The sequence below is a fragment of the Pseudomonas sp. HAR-UPW-AIA-41 genome (genome assembly GCF_002304225.1).
Classification (GTDB): Bacteria; Pseudomonadota; Gammaproteobacteria; order Pseudomonadales; family Pseudomonadaceae; genus Aquipseudomonas.
Genome location: NZ_NSLB01000003.1, coordinates 183,899 through 198,297 on the forward strand (window position 1 = coordinate 183,899; position 14,399 = coordinate 198,297).

Here is a 14,399-nt window from a genome sequence, read left to right on the forward strand (position 1 = left end):
TGACCGACCGAGGATTGCATGGAATTTGAAAAGCTTCTGCGCCTGATGGTGGAAAAGGGCGGATCCGACCTGTTCATCACTGCCGGCGTGCCGCCGTCGATGAAGGTCAATGGCAAGGTCATGCCGGTAACCAAGAACCCGCTGTCGCCCGAGCAGACTCGTGAAACCGTGATGGGAGTGATGAACGAGGCCCAGCGGCGCGAGTTCGCCGAGAAGCACGAGTGCAACTTCGCCATCAGTGCCCGCGGTATCGGCCGCTTCCGTGTCAGCGCGTTCTACCAGCGCAACCTGGTGGGTATGGTGCTGCGCCGCATCGAAACCAATATTCCAACGATCGAAGACCTCAAACTGCCGGATGTCGTCAAGAAACTGGCCATGACCAAGCGTGGTCTGGTGCTATTTGTTGGTGCTACCGGTACCGGTAAGTCGACATCGCTGGCGGCCATGATCGGCTACCGCAACAAGAACTCCAGCGGTCACATCATCTCCATCGAAGACCCGATCGAATACATCCACCAGCATCAGGGTTGTATCGTCACCCAGCGTGAAGTGGGTATTGATACCGAGACTTTTGAGGTGGCCCTGAAGAACACCCTGCGCCAGGCGCCGGACGTGATCCTGATCGGTGAGGTGCGGACCCGCGAAACCATGGATTACGCCGTGGCCTTCGCCGAGACCGGCCACCTTTGTCTGGCGACCCTGCACGCCAACAACGCCAACCAGGCGCTGGACCGCATCATCAACTTCTTTCCCGCCGACCGGCAGCAGCAGGTGTGGATGGACCTGTCGCTGAACCTCAAGGCCATCGTCGCCCAGCAACTGGTGCCGACGCCGGACGGCAAGGGGCGCCGCGCGGTGATCGAGGTGCTGATCAATACCCCGCTGGCTGCTGATCTGATTCGCAAGGGTGAGGTACATGAGCTCAAGGCGCTCATGAAGCGCTCCACCGAGCAGGGCATGCAGACGTTCGACCAGGCCCTCTATGCCCTGTATTCCCAGGGCGAGATCACCTACGAGGATGCGCTGGCGCATGCCGACTCGGCCAACGACCTGCGCCTGATGATCAAGCTGGGCTCGGAAACCGATGGCGAGCACCTGACCAGCTCAAACCATGGGCTCAGTCTGGAAGTGGCGGAAGAAGACCCGCACGCCCGGCGTTTTCGCTAGTGCTGCTTGCGTCCTTGGCCCGGTGACGAATGCGTTTGCCGGGCTGTCGGGCGACCCTCTCGGCTTGCCCGTCGCGTTGTGCTCCAGCTCTGGCTTGGCTCATCAGTTGCTGAATGAGCATGCCCTCGGGCAGGTTCTTCCAGAAACGTACTGGCAAGTTGGTTTCCAGCGCGCTGCGGTTTAGCCGGGCGGGGTTAAAGGTGCTGCCGTAATACGCCAGCCACAGTGCCTCCCCAGAATCCATCGGTGTTTGTGCCATGCGTCGCCATTCGGGTGGACAGCGGCGCTCATAGTGAAGCCGTTGTCCGTCCCAGTGCACGCCATCCTGTGGGGTCGCGATCAGCCAGCTATTGCACCCAAGACGCTCGATAAAATGACCGCTGGCTTTTAGCAGAATATCGTGAGCCGGCTCGTGCCAGGCGACAAGCTGCGGGCCGCTGGTGTTGTCCGGGAGCGGATGGAAACGCAGGAACGCATGCAAATGATGGGCTTCGCGGCGAACTGCCTTGAGTCGCTTGTGTAACTGGCTACCATCGGCATCGCCCGGCAGCATCGCGCTGCGATCTCCCTCGGTTACTCGCCAGAGAACCCGGTAGAGCAGGCTCCAGCGATTCTCAATACGAAAGCATGCCGCACTTTCCAGTAGATCTAGCAGCTGTCGTGGAACGCGAGGTGCTGATTTTTTCTCTGCGGCATGAGTGGTTTCGCTGATTAGATCAAACAGTCCGTCGCGACAGTCCTGATCCCGCCAATCAATCTGGTGAGGAGCTATGCCGCGTTGCAGAAAGTCCCTAGCGACATGGCGCCAGGAGGCGAAGCTGCCATCGAAGCTTGCGCGGTACATCACCAGAGCGCCATCTGTGCAGGGGTTTCACTCAGTTGCTGCCGCAGGTGTGCCGAGCAGGGTTCCGCCAGTGTGGGGCGGTAGTCCTGAGTGACGATAAAGGGTTTGGCTTTTTCCAGGGCGCAGCGCAGTCGGGTCAGGTCTTCGAAGCGAATGCGCTTGTGTCGGCGGAGAGCGACCAGGCGCTTAGCGCTCAGCACGCCGATACCGGGCACGCGCGCGATCATGGAAGGTTCTGCGCGGTTCAGATCGACGGGGAAGTGCTCGCGATGGCTCAGCGCCCAGGCCAGTTTGGGATCCACATCCAGTGCCAGGTTGCCGGGCCCGCTGAGCAGTTCGCCGGCACTGAAACCGTAACCACGCATGAGGAAGTCGGCCTGGTACAGGCGGTGTTCGCGCAGCAGTGGTGGCGCGGAAAATGGCACGGTGCTCGGGCTTTGCGGGATCGGGCTGAATGCCGAGTAGTAGACCCGACGCAGGCGGTAATCTCCATACAGGCTGGCAGCGGTGTGCAGGATGGTGCTGTCGTCGGTGGCATCGGCACCGATGATCATCTGCGTGCTTTGCCCGGCCGGAGCGAAGTGTGGTGCGCGTTTTTCTGCCCGAGCCTCACGTTCCCCTTGATGAATCGAATGCATGGCCTGTTTGATGGTGCGCACCTGCTTTTCCGGTGCCAGGCGGATCAGGCTGCTTTCCGTGGGCAGTTCGATATTCACGCTAAGACGGTCGGCATAGCGACCGGCTTCTTCGATCAGCAACGGATCGGCGTCGGGGATGGTCTTGAGGTGGATATAGCCGCGAAACTCATGCTCTTCGCGCAACAGCTTGGCCACCCGGATCAACTGCTCCATGGTGTAGTCGGCTGAGCGGATGATGCCGGAACTGAGAAACAGACCGCTGATGCAGTTACGTTTATAGAAATCGAGGGTCAGGGTGACCACTTCTTCCGGGGTGAAGCGGGCGCGTGGCACATCACTGGAGCGGCGGTTGACGCAGTACTGGCAGTCATACAGGCAGAAATTGGTCAGTAAAATTTTCAGCAGGGCCACGCAGCGGCCGTCCGGAGTAAAGCTGTGGCAGATGCCCATGCCATTGGTCGATCCTATGCCGCCGCTGCCCTTTGAGCTGCGCTTGGGCGCGCCACTGCTGGCGCAGGAAGCATCGTACTTGGCGGCGTCGGCGAGAATGGAGAGCTTGTCGATCAGTTGCATGGCCTAACTCGATAACTGTTTTTATATACAGTATTTCGGGTCGCTCATGAGTCGCAAGATGGAAGTTGTAACGCAATGGATTTCGACCGGCAGGGCAACCTTGCGTAGAGTTCGTGGTCAATGTAGTGATCACTAATGACAGGGGGCAGGAATGCAACGACAGGACACGCATAGCAAGGTCATTGGCTACCTGCTGTGGATCTTCGGTTTTCTCGGCGCGCACCGTTTCTACTATGGCCGGCCGGTGACCGGGACCATCTGGTTCTTCACCCTCGGGCTGTTCTTCATCGGCTGGATTATCGACCTGTTCCTGATCCCGTCGATGGATCGCGAGGCCGATCTGCGCTACCACGGTGGCGAAACCGACTACAACGTGGCCTGGATTCTGCTGACTTTCCTCGGTCTGTTCGGGGTGCACCGCATGTACATGGGCAAGTGGCTGACCGGCATTCTGTACCTGTGCACCGGCGGCCTGTTCCTGATCGGTGTGCTGTATGACTTCTGGACGCTGAATACGCAGATTTCCGTGCGCAACGCGCAATCGGCCTGAGTCGTTTTCAGGCAGAAAAAAGCCCGCCGACTGGCGGGCTTTTTTGTGAGCGACGCTCAGCGCTGATAGCGCACCTGACCGTCGACCAGGGTATAGCGCACCAGGCCCGGCAGGCAGTGGCCGAGGAAGGGGCAGTTCTGCCCCTTGGAGTGCCAGGTCTCGCCGGCCAGCGTCGAGGCTTGCGGGTCGAACAGCACCAGATCGGCGGCGCGGCCGGTGGCCAACTGGCCGGTGGGCAGGCGCAGGGCGCTGGCCGGACCGCTGCTGAGGCGGGCCAGCAGTTCCGGCAGGCTGAGCAGGCCGTCCTGCACCAGCGTCAGGGCCAACGGCAGGAGCAGTTCGACGCTGCTGATGCCCGGCTCGGTGGCGGCGAACGGCGCCAGCTTGGCGTCAGCCTCATGCGGCTGATGGTGGCTGGCAATGGCCTGGATCACGCCGGATTTGACGGCGGCGCGCAGGCCGTTGCGATCGGCTGGCGAGCGCAGCGGCGGTTGCACGTGATAGAGGCTGGAGAAGTCTTCCAGCGCCTCGTCGGTCAGGATCAGCTGGTACAGCGCCACGTCGGCGGTGACTGGCAGACCACGTGCCTGGGCCTCGGCAATCATCTGCGCGCCGCGTGCGGTGGTGAGTTGGGTGAAGTGGGCGCGCACGCCGCTTTGCTCGACCAGCAGCAGGTTTCGGGCCAGGGCGACGGTCTCGGCGGTTTCCGGAATGCCGGCCAGGCCGCGGAAGCTGGCCAGGGCGCCTTCGTGAGCCATGCCGCCGGCGGCGAGATCGGGATCCTGGGAGTGCAGCACCAGTGTCAGGTCGAAGGTTGCCGCATATTCCATGGCCCGGCGCAGCAGGCGCGGGTTGTGGAAGCCGCCAAGGCCGTCGGCAAAGGCCACGCAGCCGGCGTCGCGCAGGGCGACCAGCTCGGCCAGCTGCTCGCCGGCCAGCCCCTTGCTGAAGGCACCCAGCGGAAAGACCTTGGCATGCCCGGCTTCGCGGGCGCGATCGAGGATCAGTTCGGCAACGGCGGTGGTATCCAGTACCGGTTTGGTCTGCGGCGGGCAGCACAGGCTGGTGACGCCGCCGGCGGCGGCGGCCAGGGTTTCGCTGTTGATCGTGCCTTTGCGGCTGTAGCCCGGCTCGCGCAGGCTGACATTGAGGTCGACCAGGCCGGGAGCGGCGACCAGACCCTGGGCGTCGATGCGCTGGGAGGCCTGGAAGCCAGCCGGGGCGGCGCCGATGGCGATGATCTGGCCAGCGTCGATGTGCAGGTCGCTGACCTGATCCAGCCCGCTGGCGGGGTCGATGACGCGGGCGCCAAGAATACTGAGGCTCACTTAGGCGTTCTCCTGCTCGGCTTGTCGTTGCGCGGTCTGCCCGCTCATTGCCATGGACAGCACGGCCATGCGGATGGCGATGCCGTAGGTGACCTGATTGAGGATCACCGACTGGCGCCGTCGGCGACGGCCGATTCGATTTCCACGCCGCGGTTGATCGGGCCCGGGTGCATGACGATGGCATCCGGCTTGGCCAGGGCCAGCCGCTGTTCGGTCAGGCCGTAGAGGCGGTAGAACTCGCCCTCGCTGGGCAGCAGGCCGCCCTGCATGCGCTCCTTCTGCAGGCGCAGCATGATCACCACGTCGACGTCCTTGAGGCCTTCGGCGAGGTTGTGGAAGACGCGCACGCCGTACTGCTCGATGCCCACCGGCAGCAGGGTCTTCGGCGCGATCACGCGGATGTCCTGGCAGCCGAGGGTTTTCAGCGCCAGCATGTCTGAGCGCGCCACGCGCGAGTGCAGGATGTCACCGACAATCGCGACGGAGAGGTTCTCGAAACCGCCCTTGTGGCGCTTGATGGTGAGCATGTCGAGCATGCCCTGGGTCGGGTGGCCGTGCCGGCCGTCGCCGCCATTGATGACCGCGACATTCGGGCAGACGTGCTCGGCTATGAAGTGGGCGGCGCCGGAGTCGGCATGGCGCACCACGAACATGTCGGCGGCCATGGCCTCCAGATTGCGCAGGGTGTCGAACAGGGTTTCGCCCTTGCTGGTCGAGCTGGTCGACACGTTGAGGGTGATCACGTCGGCCGACAGGCGCTGGGCCGCCAGTTCGAAAGTGGTGCGGGTGCGGGTGGAGTTCTCGAAGAACACGTTGCACACCGTCTTGCCGCGCAGTAGCGGCACCTTCTTCACGGCGCGGGCGCCGACTTCGAGGAAGGAGTCGGCAGTCTCCAGCAGCTCGCTGAGCAGTTCGCGCGGCAGGCCGTCGAGGGAGAGGAAGTGGCGCAGCTGGCCCTGGTCGTTGAGCTGCAGCGGGCGCTTGGCGTCGGTCGGCGTCATCGCGGAATTCTCGGTTGGCGGCGGAACAAGGGGCGATGCCTTACTGCCGGGGCAGGGCAGGCACGGATCGCTTTACTACTGGGCCTGGGTATCGAGGCACCTGAGTTCTAGGTTCAGCGGTGCCGGGCCAGTCAATTTTACCCGCTGGCCGGCCGGCAGGAACAGGGTGGTGCCGACAACATCGGGGCGGATCGGCAGCTCGCGGGCATCCAGGTCGAGCAGGCAGACCAGGGTGACGCTGGCCGGGCGGCCGTAATCGAACAGCTCGTTGAGAGCGGCGCGGATGGTGCGGCCGCTCATCAGCACGTCGTCGATCAGCACCAGATGCTGGCCGTCGATCTCGAAGGGCAGTTCCGACGGGCGGACTTGCGGGTGCAGGCCGCTGCGGGTGAAGTCGTCGCGGTAGAAGGACACGTCCAGGGTGCCGAGCTCTTCCTGGCGGCCCAGCTCGGCGAGCAGGGCCTGGGCAACCCAGACACCGCCGGTGCGGATACCGATAAAGCGGGCGGCGGTGATGTCATGTCGGGCCAGGTGGGCTTTCAGCTCGCGGGCCATGGCGGGCAGCAGATCGGCGGGGCTGGGCAGAATCATGGCGTCTCCGGAGGATTTCAGGTGTTGGGGTGCTGTTCGAGCCAGCCTTCCAGCAGCAGGGCTGCGGCCAGTGCGTCCACCGGGTTGTCCCGGTAGCCGCCGCGCTGGCCCTGGGCCAGGCGTTGGCCTTTGGCCTCGAAGGTGGTCAGGCGTTCATCATGGGTGTGGACCGGCAGTTGGTAGCGGCCATGCAGGCGCCGGGCGAATTTCTCGGCGCGCTCGCTCATTTCGCTGGGCGTGCCGTCCATGTTCAGTGGCAGGCCGACAACGATGGCGTCCGGCTGCCATTCCTTGATCAGGGCTTCGACCTTGTTCCAGTCCGGGACGCCGTTCTGTGCCTTGAGTACACAGAGTTCGCGCGCCTGTCCGGTGATGGCCTGGCCGACGGCGACGCCGATCTGCTTGGTGCCGTAATCGAAGCCGAGCAGCAGGCGTGGCGCGCTCATGCGTGCCCGGCCTGTGCCGTGAGCAGGCTGAGGTTGATGCCCAGGCTGGCCGCCGCGGCGCTCAGGCGCTCGTCGGCGGGGATGTCGAAGAGGATGCGGCTGTCGGCAGGGCAACTGAGCCAGGCATTGTCGGCCAGTTCGGCCTCCAGCTGACCAGCTTCCCAGCCGGCATAACCGAGGCAGATCAGGGATTTTTCCGGGCCGCCGCCATCACCCATGGCGAACAGCACGTCCTGCGAGGTGGACAGCGCCAGCTCACCCAGCTCCAGGGTGGCCTGATAGCTGTGGCCGGCCGGGTGCAGGACAAAACCGCGTTCGGTCTGCACCGGGCCGCCACTGTAGACCGGCTGGAGCTGGCAGCGCTCGGCGCTGGGCTGGTCCGGGCGCAGTTGTTCGAGGATGTCCGTCAGGTGCAGGCCGCTGGGGCGGTTGATCACCAGGCCCATGGCGCCCTGCTCATTGTGTTCGACCAGATAGGTGACGGTCTGGGCGAAATGAGGGTCGGCCATGTGCGGCATGGCAATCAGGAAGTGGTGCTTGAGGAAGCTTTGCTGGGCATTTTTCATGCGGCTAGTTTCCGTCGTGCGTCGATGCGCATCAAGCGCTGTGCGCATTACTGGCTGGAGAGGCGGTCGCCGCGCTCAAAGCGCCAGGTGCGGATGATTTCCAGGCGGTCGATGTCTGCGAGGTCTCCGGTGAAGGGGGCGAAGGGCGCGGCCAGGCGCACGATGCGCATGGCTGCCTGGTCGAGCACCTGCTGGCCGGAGGATTCCAGCAGTTGCACCTCGTACAGGGTGCCGTCACGGTTGATCGATACCAGCAGGCGCAGCGAGCCGTGGATCTGCTTGCGTCGCGCCTCGTCCGGGTAGTTCAGGTTGCCGATGCGCTCGATCTTCTTGCGCCACTCTTCCTTGTACCAGGCGCCCTTGTCGCGCATGGTCGAGGCAGCGTTGAGGCGGTGGATCTTCGGGCGCTTGGCGTAGGCCTGGCGCTCATCGGCCAGCTGCGCTTCCAGACTGGCGATTTCCGAGGAGAGCTGCGACAGGTCGAAGGTTGGCGCTTGGCGGGTGTTCGGCTCGGGCTGCTGTTCTTCGCGCTTGACCGGAGTCTTCTGTGGCTGAGGTGCGCGGGTGGCCAGCGCGGCTTTGGGGGCGACTTCCTGACTGGCCTTGGGCTGCGCGGCCGGCGGGGTCACCTTTTTCACCTCGGTGTCCTGAAACAGGGCCTGCTCGGTGGTCTTGGGGGCAGCCTTGTGTTCCAGGGTGCCGCTGCCCTGCTGGTTGTCCTGGGCGAGGAAGTCGGCCTCCTTGGGCTTTTCCTCGCTCTTGAAGGTGGCCAGGGTGATTTCCAGGGATTTGCTCAGCAGGCTGGGCCCAGGCAGGGTGAAGCTCACGCCGAGAATCAGTGCAACGTGCAGGACCGCCGCGATCAGCAGGGTGAAGCCGAGACGGTCCGCGGGGCGGACCGTGCTGCTGGGGAGCGGTAATGGAGTGGCGGCAGTCATTGCATCGGCTTCACAAACGAATGGGCGCAGTCTGCCGAGCGGGCAGAGAAAAGTCTATGAAGTGGTCCGCGCTGCCAGCTTGGCGGCGATGGCATCCATCAGGCGTTCGCCAATGCGGGTGTCGAAGGCCTTGTCGATCTCGCGAATGCAGGTCGGGCTGGTCACGTTGATTTCGGTCAGGTGCTCGCCGATCACGTCGAGGCCGACGAACAGCAGGCCGCGCTTGCGCAGCTCCGGGCCGACGGTACGGGCAATTTCCAGGTCGCGCTCGGTCAGTGGGCGGGCTTCGCCACGGCCACCGGCGGCCAGATTGCCGCGGGTTTCACCCTGCGCCGGGATGCGTGCCAGGCAATACGGGACCGGCTCGCCGTCGATCATCAGGATGCGCTTGTCGCCGTCGATGATGGCCGGCAGGTAGCGCTGCGCCATGATCTGCTGGCTGCCGTGGTTGGTCAGGGTTTCGAGAATCACCGAGAGGTTCGGGTCACCTTCGCGATGGCGGAAGATCGAAGAGCCGCCCATGCCGTCCAGGGGTTTGAGAATGATGTCACGCTGCTCGCTGGCAAACTCGCGCAGAATGTCGGCGCGGCGGCTGACCAGGGTGGGTGGCGTCAGCTGCGGGAACAGGGTGGCGAACATCTTCTCGTTGCAGTCGCGCAGGCTCTGCGGGCGATTGACCACCAGACAGCCGGCTTGTTCGGCCTGTTCCAGCAGGTAGGTGGAGTAGATGAACTCGTTGTCGAAGGGAGGGTCCTTGCGCATCAGGATCACATCCAGATCCTGCAACGGCTGGTCGACTTCGGTGCCGAGTTCAAACCAGCGGGCGGCGTCATCGAATACCCGCAATGGACGCAGGCGAGCGCGGGCTTGTCCGGCGCGCTGGTAGAGGTCCTGCTGCTCCATGTAGAACAGTTGCCAGCCGCGGGCCTGGGCGGCCAGCAGCATGGCCAGCGAGCTGTCCTTTTTGAAGCTGATGCTGGCGATGGGGTCCATCACGATGCCCAGACGAATTGACATGGCGGCTCCTGCTTGAAACTGGCGCTGAATGGCCAGGCAAATGATGTAAAAGGCGCTCAGGTTGGCGCTGGGTAGTTCTCCGGTCAAGGAAAAAACCTTGTGGGCCGGGGGCTTATAGATTGCATTTAGAGAGTGTGCTAAAAAGACTGAACGATTGGCTCGCAGCCCGTCGGTGGCAGGGCCTTTAGCGCACTGATATAACGCAAGAATAACGACTCACCGAGGCGATGGTAGGGCGAACATGGAACAGCATTCCGAAGGTTTGAAGGTCATGGTGATCGACGATTCAAAGACGATTCGTCGTACCGCGGAAACCTTGCTGAAGAAAGTGGGTTGCGATGTCATTACAGCGGTCGACGGCTTTGACGCCCTGGCCAAGATTGCCGATTCCCATCCGAGCATCATCTTCGTCGATATCATGATGCCGCGTCTGGATGGTTATCAGACCTGCGCTCTGATCAAGAACAACAGCGCCTTCAAATCAACGCCGGTTATCATGCTGTCCTCCAAGGACGGTTTGTTCGATAAGGCGAAAGGCCGCATCGTTGGCTCTGATCAGTACCTGACCAAACCTTTCAGCAAGGAAGAGTTGCTCGGTGCTATCAAGGCCCACGTCCCTGATTTCACCCCGGTGGAGCAAGCCTCCTAGTAGTACGGCCCCGGCCGTTGTGCCTTTTCCAGATGGGAGACCCCATGGCTCGAATTTTGATTGTTGATGACTCGCCGACCGAGATGTACAAACTGACGGCTATGCTTGAGAAGCATGGCCATCAGGTGCTGAAGGCGGAGAATGGCGCCGATGGCGTTGCCTTGGCTCGTCAGGAAAAGCCTGATGCCGTGTTGATGGATATCGTCATGCCGGGCCTCAATGGCTTCCAGGCTACCCGTCAGCTGACCAAGGATCCGGAAACCAGCCATATTCCGGTGATCATCGTTACCACCAAGGATCAGGAAACCGACAAGGTCTGGGGCAAGCGCCAGGGTGCGCGTGACTACCTGACCAAGCCGGTGGATGAAGATACGCTGCTGAAAACCCTGAGCGCAGTTCTGGCTTAAGCCTGCTCTGCGGTCTGTGCATAACTAGAAGAATAAGGCCGGCATGTCGGACGCTCAGACTCCCTTCCAGCTTCTCTGTGATATCGACCAGCGCTGTCGCGCTCTGGCTGCCGGCTTGCCGTCGCAGCAGGAGACCGTGCAGACCTGGAGTGGTATCGGCTTCCGCATGGGCGGGCGGCTGTTTGTCGCGCCGATGGGGGAAGTGACCGAAGTCCTGCATGAGCCGCGTTACACCTTGCTGCCCGGCGTGAAGAGTTGGGTCAAGGGCGTGGCCAATGTGCGGGGTCGCCTGTTGCCGATCATGGATCTGTGCGGCTTTTTCGGTGGTGAGCTTTCACCACTGCGCAAGCAGCGTCGTGTTCTGGTCGTCGAGCATCAGGACGTGTTCTCGGGTCTGGTCGTCGACGAAGTGTTCGGTATGCAGCACTTCAATGTGGACTCGTTCACCGAGCAGTTGCCGCCGCTGGAAGCGAACATCCTGCCGTTCGTGCAGGGGCAGTTTCAGCGTGAGCAGCCCTGGCTGGTGTTCAGTCCGCATGCGCTGGCCAGGCACCAGGGTTTTCTCGATATTGCGGTATAGCCCGGCTGATTCAGTCGGGCTTTTGGCGTCTGTAGGACGCAAGATTTTACAGGTTGGGCCGGGTTTTCCGGCTCGTTGGCGTTACGTGGAACCCCAAAGTGGTAGGTCCAGGCGAGGGCCAGATAATGAAAAAACTCGATGCAGGCAATCTCCTCAGTGGTGTGCGCAGTAACACGCTGATTGCCGGACTCTTCGCAGTCCTGGTGATCTCCATCGTGCTGCTGTTTGCCAACTTCTTCTATCTCGGCACTCAGGCAGAGTACGACAAGCAGTACATCAGCCATGCCGGTGAGCTGCGCGTGCTGTCGCAGAACATCGCGAAGAACGCCACCGAAGCGGCGGCTGGTAAAGCCGAGGCCTTTGCCCTGTTGAAGCAGGCGCGTAATGACTTCGAGAAGCGCTGGAATATTCTCTCCAAGGGTGACGACGCCACTGGTCTGCCTGCTGCTCCCGAGGCGGTGAAGGCCGAGATGGATGCCGTGCAGAAGGACTGGGATGGCCTGCGTCAGAACGCCGACGCCATTCTGGCCAGTGAGCAGACTGTACTGTCGCTGCACCAGGTAGCTGCCACCCTCGCCGAAACCATTCCGCAGCTGCAGGTCGAGTACGAGGAAGTCGTTGACATCCTGCTGGAAAACGAAGCGCCCGCCGATCAGGTTTCGGTAGCCCAGCGCCAGTCGCTGCTGGCGGAGCGTATCCTCGGTTCGGTGAACAAAGTGCTCGCGGGTGACCAGGACTCTGTTCAGGCCGCCGACAGTTTTGGTCGTGACGCCAGTCTGTTCGGTCGCGTACTGGTTGGCATGGTCGAGGGCAATGCTGCCATGTCGATTTCCAAGGTGACCAACGAGGAAGCCCTGGAGCGTTTGGCCGAGATTTCCGAACTGTTCGAGTTTGTATCCGGTTCGGTAGACGAAATTCTGGAAACCTCGCCCGAACTGTTCCAGGTTCGTGAGTCTGCCAATACCATCTTCACCGAGTCGCAAACCCAGCTGGATAAAGCGTCCTCTCTGGCAGTTGGCTTCGAAAACCTTGCCAGTGGTCGTTACTTCAACACCATCGCCGGTTATGTGCTGGGTGCCCTGGCGCTGGCCTCGATCATCCTGATCGGTCTGGTCATGGTACAGACCACCCGTACCCGTCTGGCTGAGCGTGAAGAGAAATCTGAACGTGACCAGGCCGCGATTCTGCGTCTGCTCGACGAAATTGCCGACCTCGCCGACGGTGACTTGACCGTACAAGCGACCGTAACCGAGGACTTCACTGGTGCGATCGCTGACTCCATCAACTACTCGATCGACCAGCTGCGTGATCTGGTAGCCACGATTAACCAGACCGCCGTGCAGGTAGCGGCCGCGGCCCAGGAAACCCAGGCCACGGCGATGCACCTGGCCGAGGCATCCGAGCACCAGGCGCAGGAAATTGCCGGTGCTTCCGCGGCGATCAACGAAATGGCCGTGTCGATTGACCAGGTATCGGCGAACGCCTCCGAGTCCACCGCGGTAGCGGAACGTTCGGTAGCCATTGCCAACAAGGGTAACGAGGTGGTGCATAACACCATCACCGGCATGGATAACATCCGTGAGCAGATCCAGGACACCTCCAAGCGGATCAAGCGACTGGGTGAATCGTCCCAGGAGATCGGTGACATCGTTAGCCTGATTAACGACATTGCTGACCAGACCAACATTCTGGCTCTTAACGCGGCGATCCAGGCCTCCATGGCGGGTGACGCCGGCCGGGGCTTCGCCGTGGTAGCGGACGAAGTACAGCGCCTCGCGGAACGTTCCTCCGCTGCAACCAAGCAGATCGAGGCTCTGGTTAAGACGATTCAGACCGACACCAACGAAGCGGTTATCTCGATGGAGCAGACCACCTCCGAAGTGGTCCGTGGTGCCCGTCTGGCCCAGGACGCGGGTGTGGCCCTGGAAGAGATTGAAAAGGTATCCAAGACCCTCGCGGCCTTGATTCAGAACATCTCCAATGCCGCCCGCCAACAGGCATCGTCGGCTGGTCACATCTCCAACACCATGAACGTGATCCAGGAGATCACCTCGCAGACCTCGGCCGGTACCACCGCCACCGCACGAAGCATTGGTAACCTGGCCAAGATGGCCAGTGAGATGCGTAAGTCGGTATCGGGCTTCAACCTGCCTGACGCACCGGAACAGGCCTGATCTGCGGAGGCGCGGCGGCCTGAGCAGGCCGCCGTCAAGCGACCATGAGCGAGGGCCAAGGCATGCAGCCAAGCGCCATCTGGGCCTTGCAACCCGTGGCCGAAATGACGCCTGCACAATTCCAGGACTGGCAGACGCTGCTGGAGCAGCGTACCGGTCTGGTCATCAGTGAGCAGCGTCGTGCCTTTTTGCAGACCAACCTGACCGCGCGTATGCGCGAGCTCGGCTTGAGTGACTACAGCCTGTATTACCAGCAGGTGCTGGAGGGGCCGCGTGGCGCTGTCGAGTGGTCGACCCTGCTGGATCGCCTGACTGTTCAGGAAACCCGTTTCTTTCGTCATCCACCGTCTTTCGATGTGCTCAGGGAATACCTTGAGGGCCGCCTCGAACGTGAAGGAGTGCCGCGACCCTGGACGCTGTGGAGCGTAGGCTGTTCCAGCGGTGAAGAGCCCTACTCCATGGCCATCTGCGCCGCCGAGGTGTTGAAGGACAGTGAGTGGGCGGGCCAGTTCGGCGTGACCGGGACCGATATCAGTCTCAACGCCCTGAGCAAGGCGCGTGAGGCCGCTTATGCGGCGCGACGACTTGAGCAGCTGGATGCGGAGTTGTGCGAACGCTATTTCGCAGTGCGGGAGGATGGCCGCTTTCAGGTTGTCCCGGCGCTGACTGAGCGAGTCTGTTGTGCTCGCCTGAATGTACTGGACGTGGCCAAGGCGCCTATGTCCGATATGGACGTGATTTTTTGCCAGAACCTGTTGATCTATTTCCGCCGCTGGCGGCGCCGTGAACTGCTCAACCGTCTGGTTGAGCGTCTGGTTCCCGGAGGCCTGCTGGTGATCGGTGTGGGGGAGGTGGCCGAGTGGCAGCACCCCGAACTGGAAGCGGTAGCAGATGAACGCGTGCTGGCATTTACCCGGAAGATTTTATGAG

Annotated in this window: 15 protein-coding genes and 1 pseudogene; 7 read left to right on the forward strand and 9 right to left on the reverse strand. The window is 62.2% G+C overall.

Going from position 1 to position 14,399, the window contains the following annotated elements; all coding sequences use genetic code 11:
* The first annotated feature begins 18 nt into the window (after positions 1-18).
* On the forward strand, positions 19-1,167 hold the full coding sequence (locus CK486_RS08125; RefSeq protein WP_095939790.1) for a PilT/PilU family type 4a pilus ATPase: 1,149 nt from the start codon (positions 19-21) through the stop codon (positions 1,165-1,167).
* Here the strand turns inward: CK486_RS08125 and CK486_RS08130 are convergent.
* Complete coding sequence (locus CK486_RS08130; RefSeq protein ID WP_095939791.1) at positions 1,118-2,011, reverse strand: TIGR03915 family putative DNA repair protein; 894 nt, start codon at positions 2,009-2,011, stop codon at positions 1,118-1,120. The genes CK486_RS08125 and CK486_RS08130 overlap by 50 nt on opposite strands.
* Positions 2,011-3,222 carry a putative DNA modification/repair radical SAM protein gene (locus tag CK486_RS08135; RefSeq protein ID WP_095939792.1) on the reverse strand — a complete coding sequence of 404 codons (1,212 nt, stop codon included), beginning with the start codon at positions 3,220-3,222 and terminating at the stop codon, positions 2,011-2,013. The genes CK486_RS08130 and CK486_RS08135 overlap by 1 nt, the downstream gene beginning before the upstream one ends.
* 151 nt (positions 3,223-3,373) lie before the next feature.
* Here CK486_RS08135 and CK486_RS08140 point away from each other — a divergent pair, with 151 nt between their 5' ends.
* On the forward strand, positions 3,374-3,772 hold the full coding sequence (locus tag CK486_RS08140) for a TM2 domain-containing protein (protein ID WP_095939793.1): 399 nt from the start codon (positions 3,374-3,376) through the stop codon (positions 3,770-3,772).
* Positions 3,773-3,828: 56 nt separating this feature from the next.
* On the opposite strand, the gene CK486_RS08145 is transcribed toward CK486_RS08140, so the two are convergent.
* From CK486_RS08145 to gshB, 7 genes and pseudogenes are all read right to left on the reverse strand, one after another.
* Positions 3,829-5,100 carry a dihydroorotase gene (locus tag CK486_RS08145; RefSeq protein ID WP_095939794.1) on the reverse strand — a complete coding sequence of 424 codons (1,272 nt, stop codon included), beginning with the start codon at positions 5,098-5,100 and terminating at the stop codon, positions 3,829-3,831.
* A pseudogene (locus CK486_RS08150) lies at positions 5,101-6,101 on the reverse strand (aspartate carbamoyltransferase catalytic subunit).
* A 75-nt stretch (positions 6,102-6,176) separates the two neighbouring features.
* On the reverse strand, positions 6,177-6,692 hold the full coding sequence (gene pyrR / locus CK486_RS08155; RefSeq protein ID WP_095939795.1) for a bifunctional pyr operon transcriptional regulator/uracil phosphoribosyltransferase PyrR: 516 nt from the start codon (positions 6,690-6,692) through the stop codon (positions 6,177-6,179).
* Positions 6,693-6,709: 17 nt separating this feature from the next.
* A complete protein-coding gene (gene ruvX, locus CK486_RS08160; RefSeq protein ID WP_095939796.1) occupies positions 6,710-7,138 on the reverse strand; it encodes a Holliday junction resolvase RuvX in 429 nt (142 codons plus the stop codon).
* A complete protein-coding gene (locus tag CK486_RS08165) occupies positions 7,135-7,704 on the reverse strand; it encodes a YqgE/AlgH family protein (RefSeq protein ID WP_095939797.1) in 570 nt (189 codons plus the stop codon). The genes ruvX and CK486_RS08165 overlap by 4 nt, the downstream gene beginning before the upstream one ends.
* Positions 7,705-7,751: 47 nt before the next feature.
* Positions 7,752-8,642 carry an energy transducer TonB gene (locus CK486_RS08170; protein ID WP_095939798.1) on the reverse strand — a complete coding sequence of 297 codons (891 nt, stop codon included), beginning with the start codon at positions 8,640-8,642 and terminating at the stop codon, positions 7,752-7,754.
* 54 nt (positions 8,643-8,696) lie between these two features.
* Positions 8,697-9,659: a glutathione synthase gene (gene gshB / locus CK486_RS08175; protein WP_095940003.1), complete on the reverse strand. Its 963-nt coding sequence runs from the start codon at positions 9,657-9,659 to the stop codon at positions 8,697-8,699.
* 241 nt (positions 9,660-9,900) lie between these two features.
* Here gshB and pilG point away from each other — a divergent pair, with 241 nt between their 5' ends.
* From pilG to CK486_RS08200, 5 genes are all read left to right on the forward strand, one after another.
* Positions 9,901-10,308: a twitching motility response regulator PilG gene (pilG, locus tag CK486_RS08180; RefSeq protein WP_095939799.1), complete on the forward strand. Its 408-nt coding sequence runs from the start codon at positions 9,901-9,903 to the stop codon at positions 10,306-10,308.
* Positions 10,309-10,352: 44 nt separating this feature from the next.
* Complete coding sequence (gene pilH / locus CK486_RS08185) at positions 10,353-10,715, forward strand: twitching motility response regulator PilH (protein ID WP_095939800.1); 363 nt, start codon at positions 10,353-10,355, stop codon at positions 10,713-10,715.
* A 43-nt stretch (positions 10,716-10,758) separates the two neighbouring features.
* Complete coding sequence (locus tag CK486_RS08190; RefSeq protein WP_095939801.1) at positions 10,759-11,295, forward strand: chemotaxis protein CheW; 537 nt, start codon at positions 10,759-10,761, stop codon at positions 11,293-11,295.
* A 125-nt stretch (positions 11,296-11,420) separates the two neighbouring features.
* Positions 11,421-13,469, forward strand: a complete 2,049-nt coding sequence (locus tag CK486_RS08195; RefSeq protein WP_095939802.1) for a methyl-accepting chemotaxis protein — start codon at positions 11,421-11,423, stop codon at positions 13,467-13,469.
* 62 nt (positions 13,470-13,531) lie between these two features.
* Entirely contained in the window at positions 13,532-14,398 is an 867-nt protein-coding gene (locus tag CK486_RS08200; protein ID WP_095940004.1) for a CheR family methyltransferase, read from the forward strand.
* The last annotated feature ends 1 nt before the right edge of the window (position 14,399 follow it).

Coding starts and splice junctions, on each gene's coding strand:
- CK486_RS08125 (WP_095939790.1), top strand. CDS start 19: ATGGAATTTGAAAAGCTTCTGCGCCTGATGGTGGAAAAGGGCGGATCC.
- CK486_RS08130 (WP_095939791.1), bottom strand. CDS start 2,011: ATGTACCGCGCAAGCTTCGATGGCAGCTTCGCCTCCTGGCGCCATGTC.
- CK486_RS08135 (WP_095939792.1), bottom strand. CDS start 3,222: ATGCAACTGATCGACAAGCTCTCCATTCTCGCCGACGCCGCCAAGTAC.
- CK486_RS08140 (WP_095939793.1), top strand. CDS start 3,374: ATGCAACGACAGGACACGCATAGCAAGGTCATTGGCTACCTGCTGTGG.
- pyrR (WP_095939795.1), bottom strand. CDS start 6,692: ATGATTCTGCCCAGCCCCGCCGATCTGCTGCCCGCCATGGCCCGCGAG.
- ruvX (WP_095939796.1), bottom strand. CDS start 7,138: ATGAGCGCGCCACGCCTGCTGCTCGGCTTCGATTACGGCACCAAGCAG.
- CK486_RS08165 (WP_095939797.1), bottom strand. CDS start 7,704: ATGAAAAATGCCCAGCAAAGCTTCCTCAAGCACCACTTCCTGATTGCC.
- CK486_RS08170 (WP_095939798.1), bottom strand. CDS start 8,642: ATGACTGCCGCCACTCCATTACCGCTCCCCAGCAGCACGGTCCGCCCC.
- gshB (WP_095940003.1), bottom strand. CDS start 9,659: ATGTCAATTCGTCTGGGCATCGTGATGGACCCCATCGCCAGCATCAGC.
- pilG (WP_095939799.1), top strand. CDS start 9,901: ATGGAACAGCATTCCGAAGGTTTGAAGGTCATGGTGATCGACGATTCA.
- pilH (WP_095939800.1), top strand. CDS start 10,353: ATGGCTCGAATTTTGATTGTTGATGACTCGCCGACCGAGATGTACAAA.
- CK486_RS08190 (WP_095939801.1), top strand. CDS start 10,759: ATGTCGGACGCTCAGACTCCCTTCCAGCTTCTCTGTGATATCGACCAG.
- CK486_RS08195 (WP_095939802.1), top strand. CDS start 11,421: ATGAAAAAACTCGATGCAGGCAATCTCCTCAGTGGTGTGCGCAGTAAC.
- CK486_RS08200 (WP_095940004.1), top strand. CDS start 13,532: ATGCAGCCAAGCGCCATCTGGGCCTTGCAACCCGTGGCCGAAATGACG.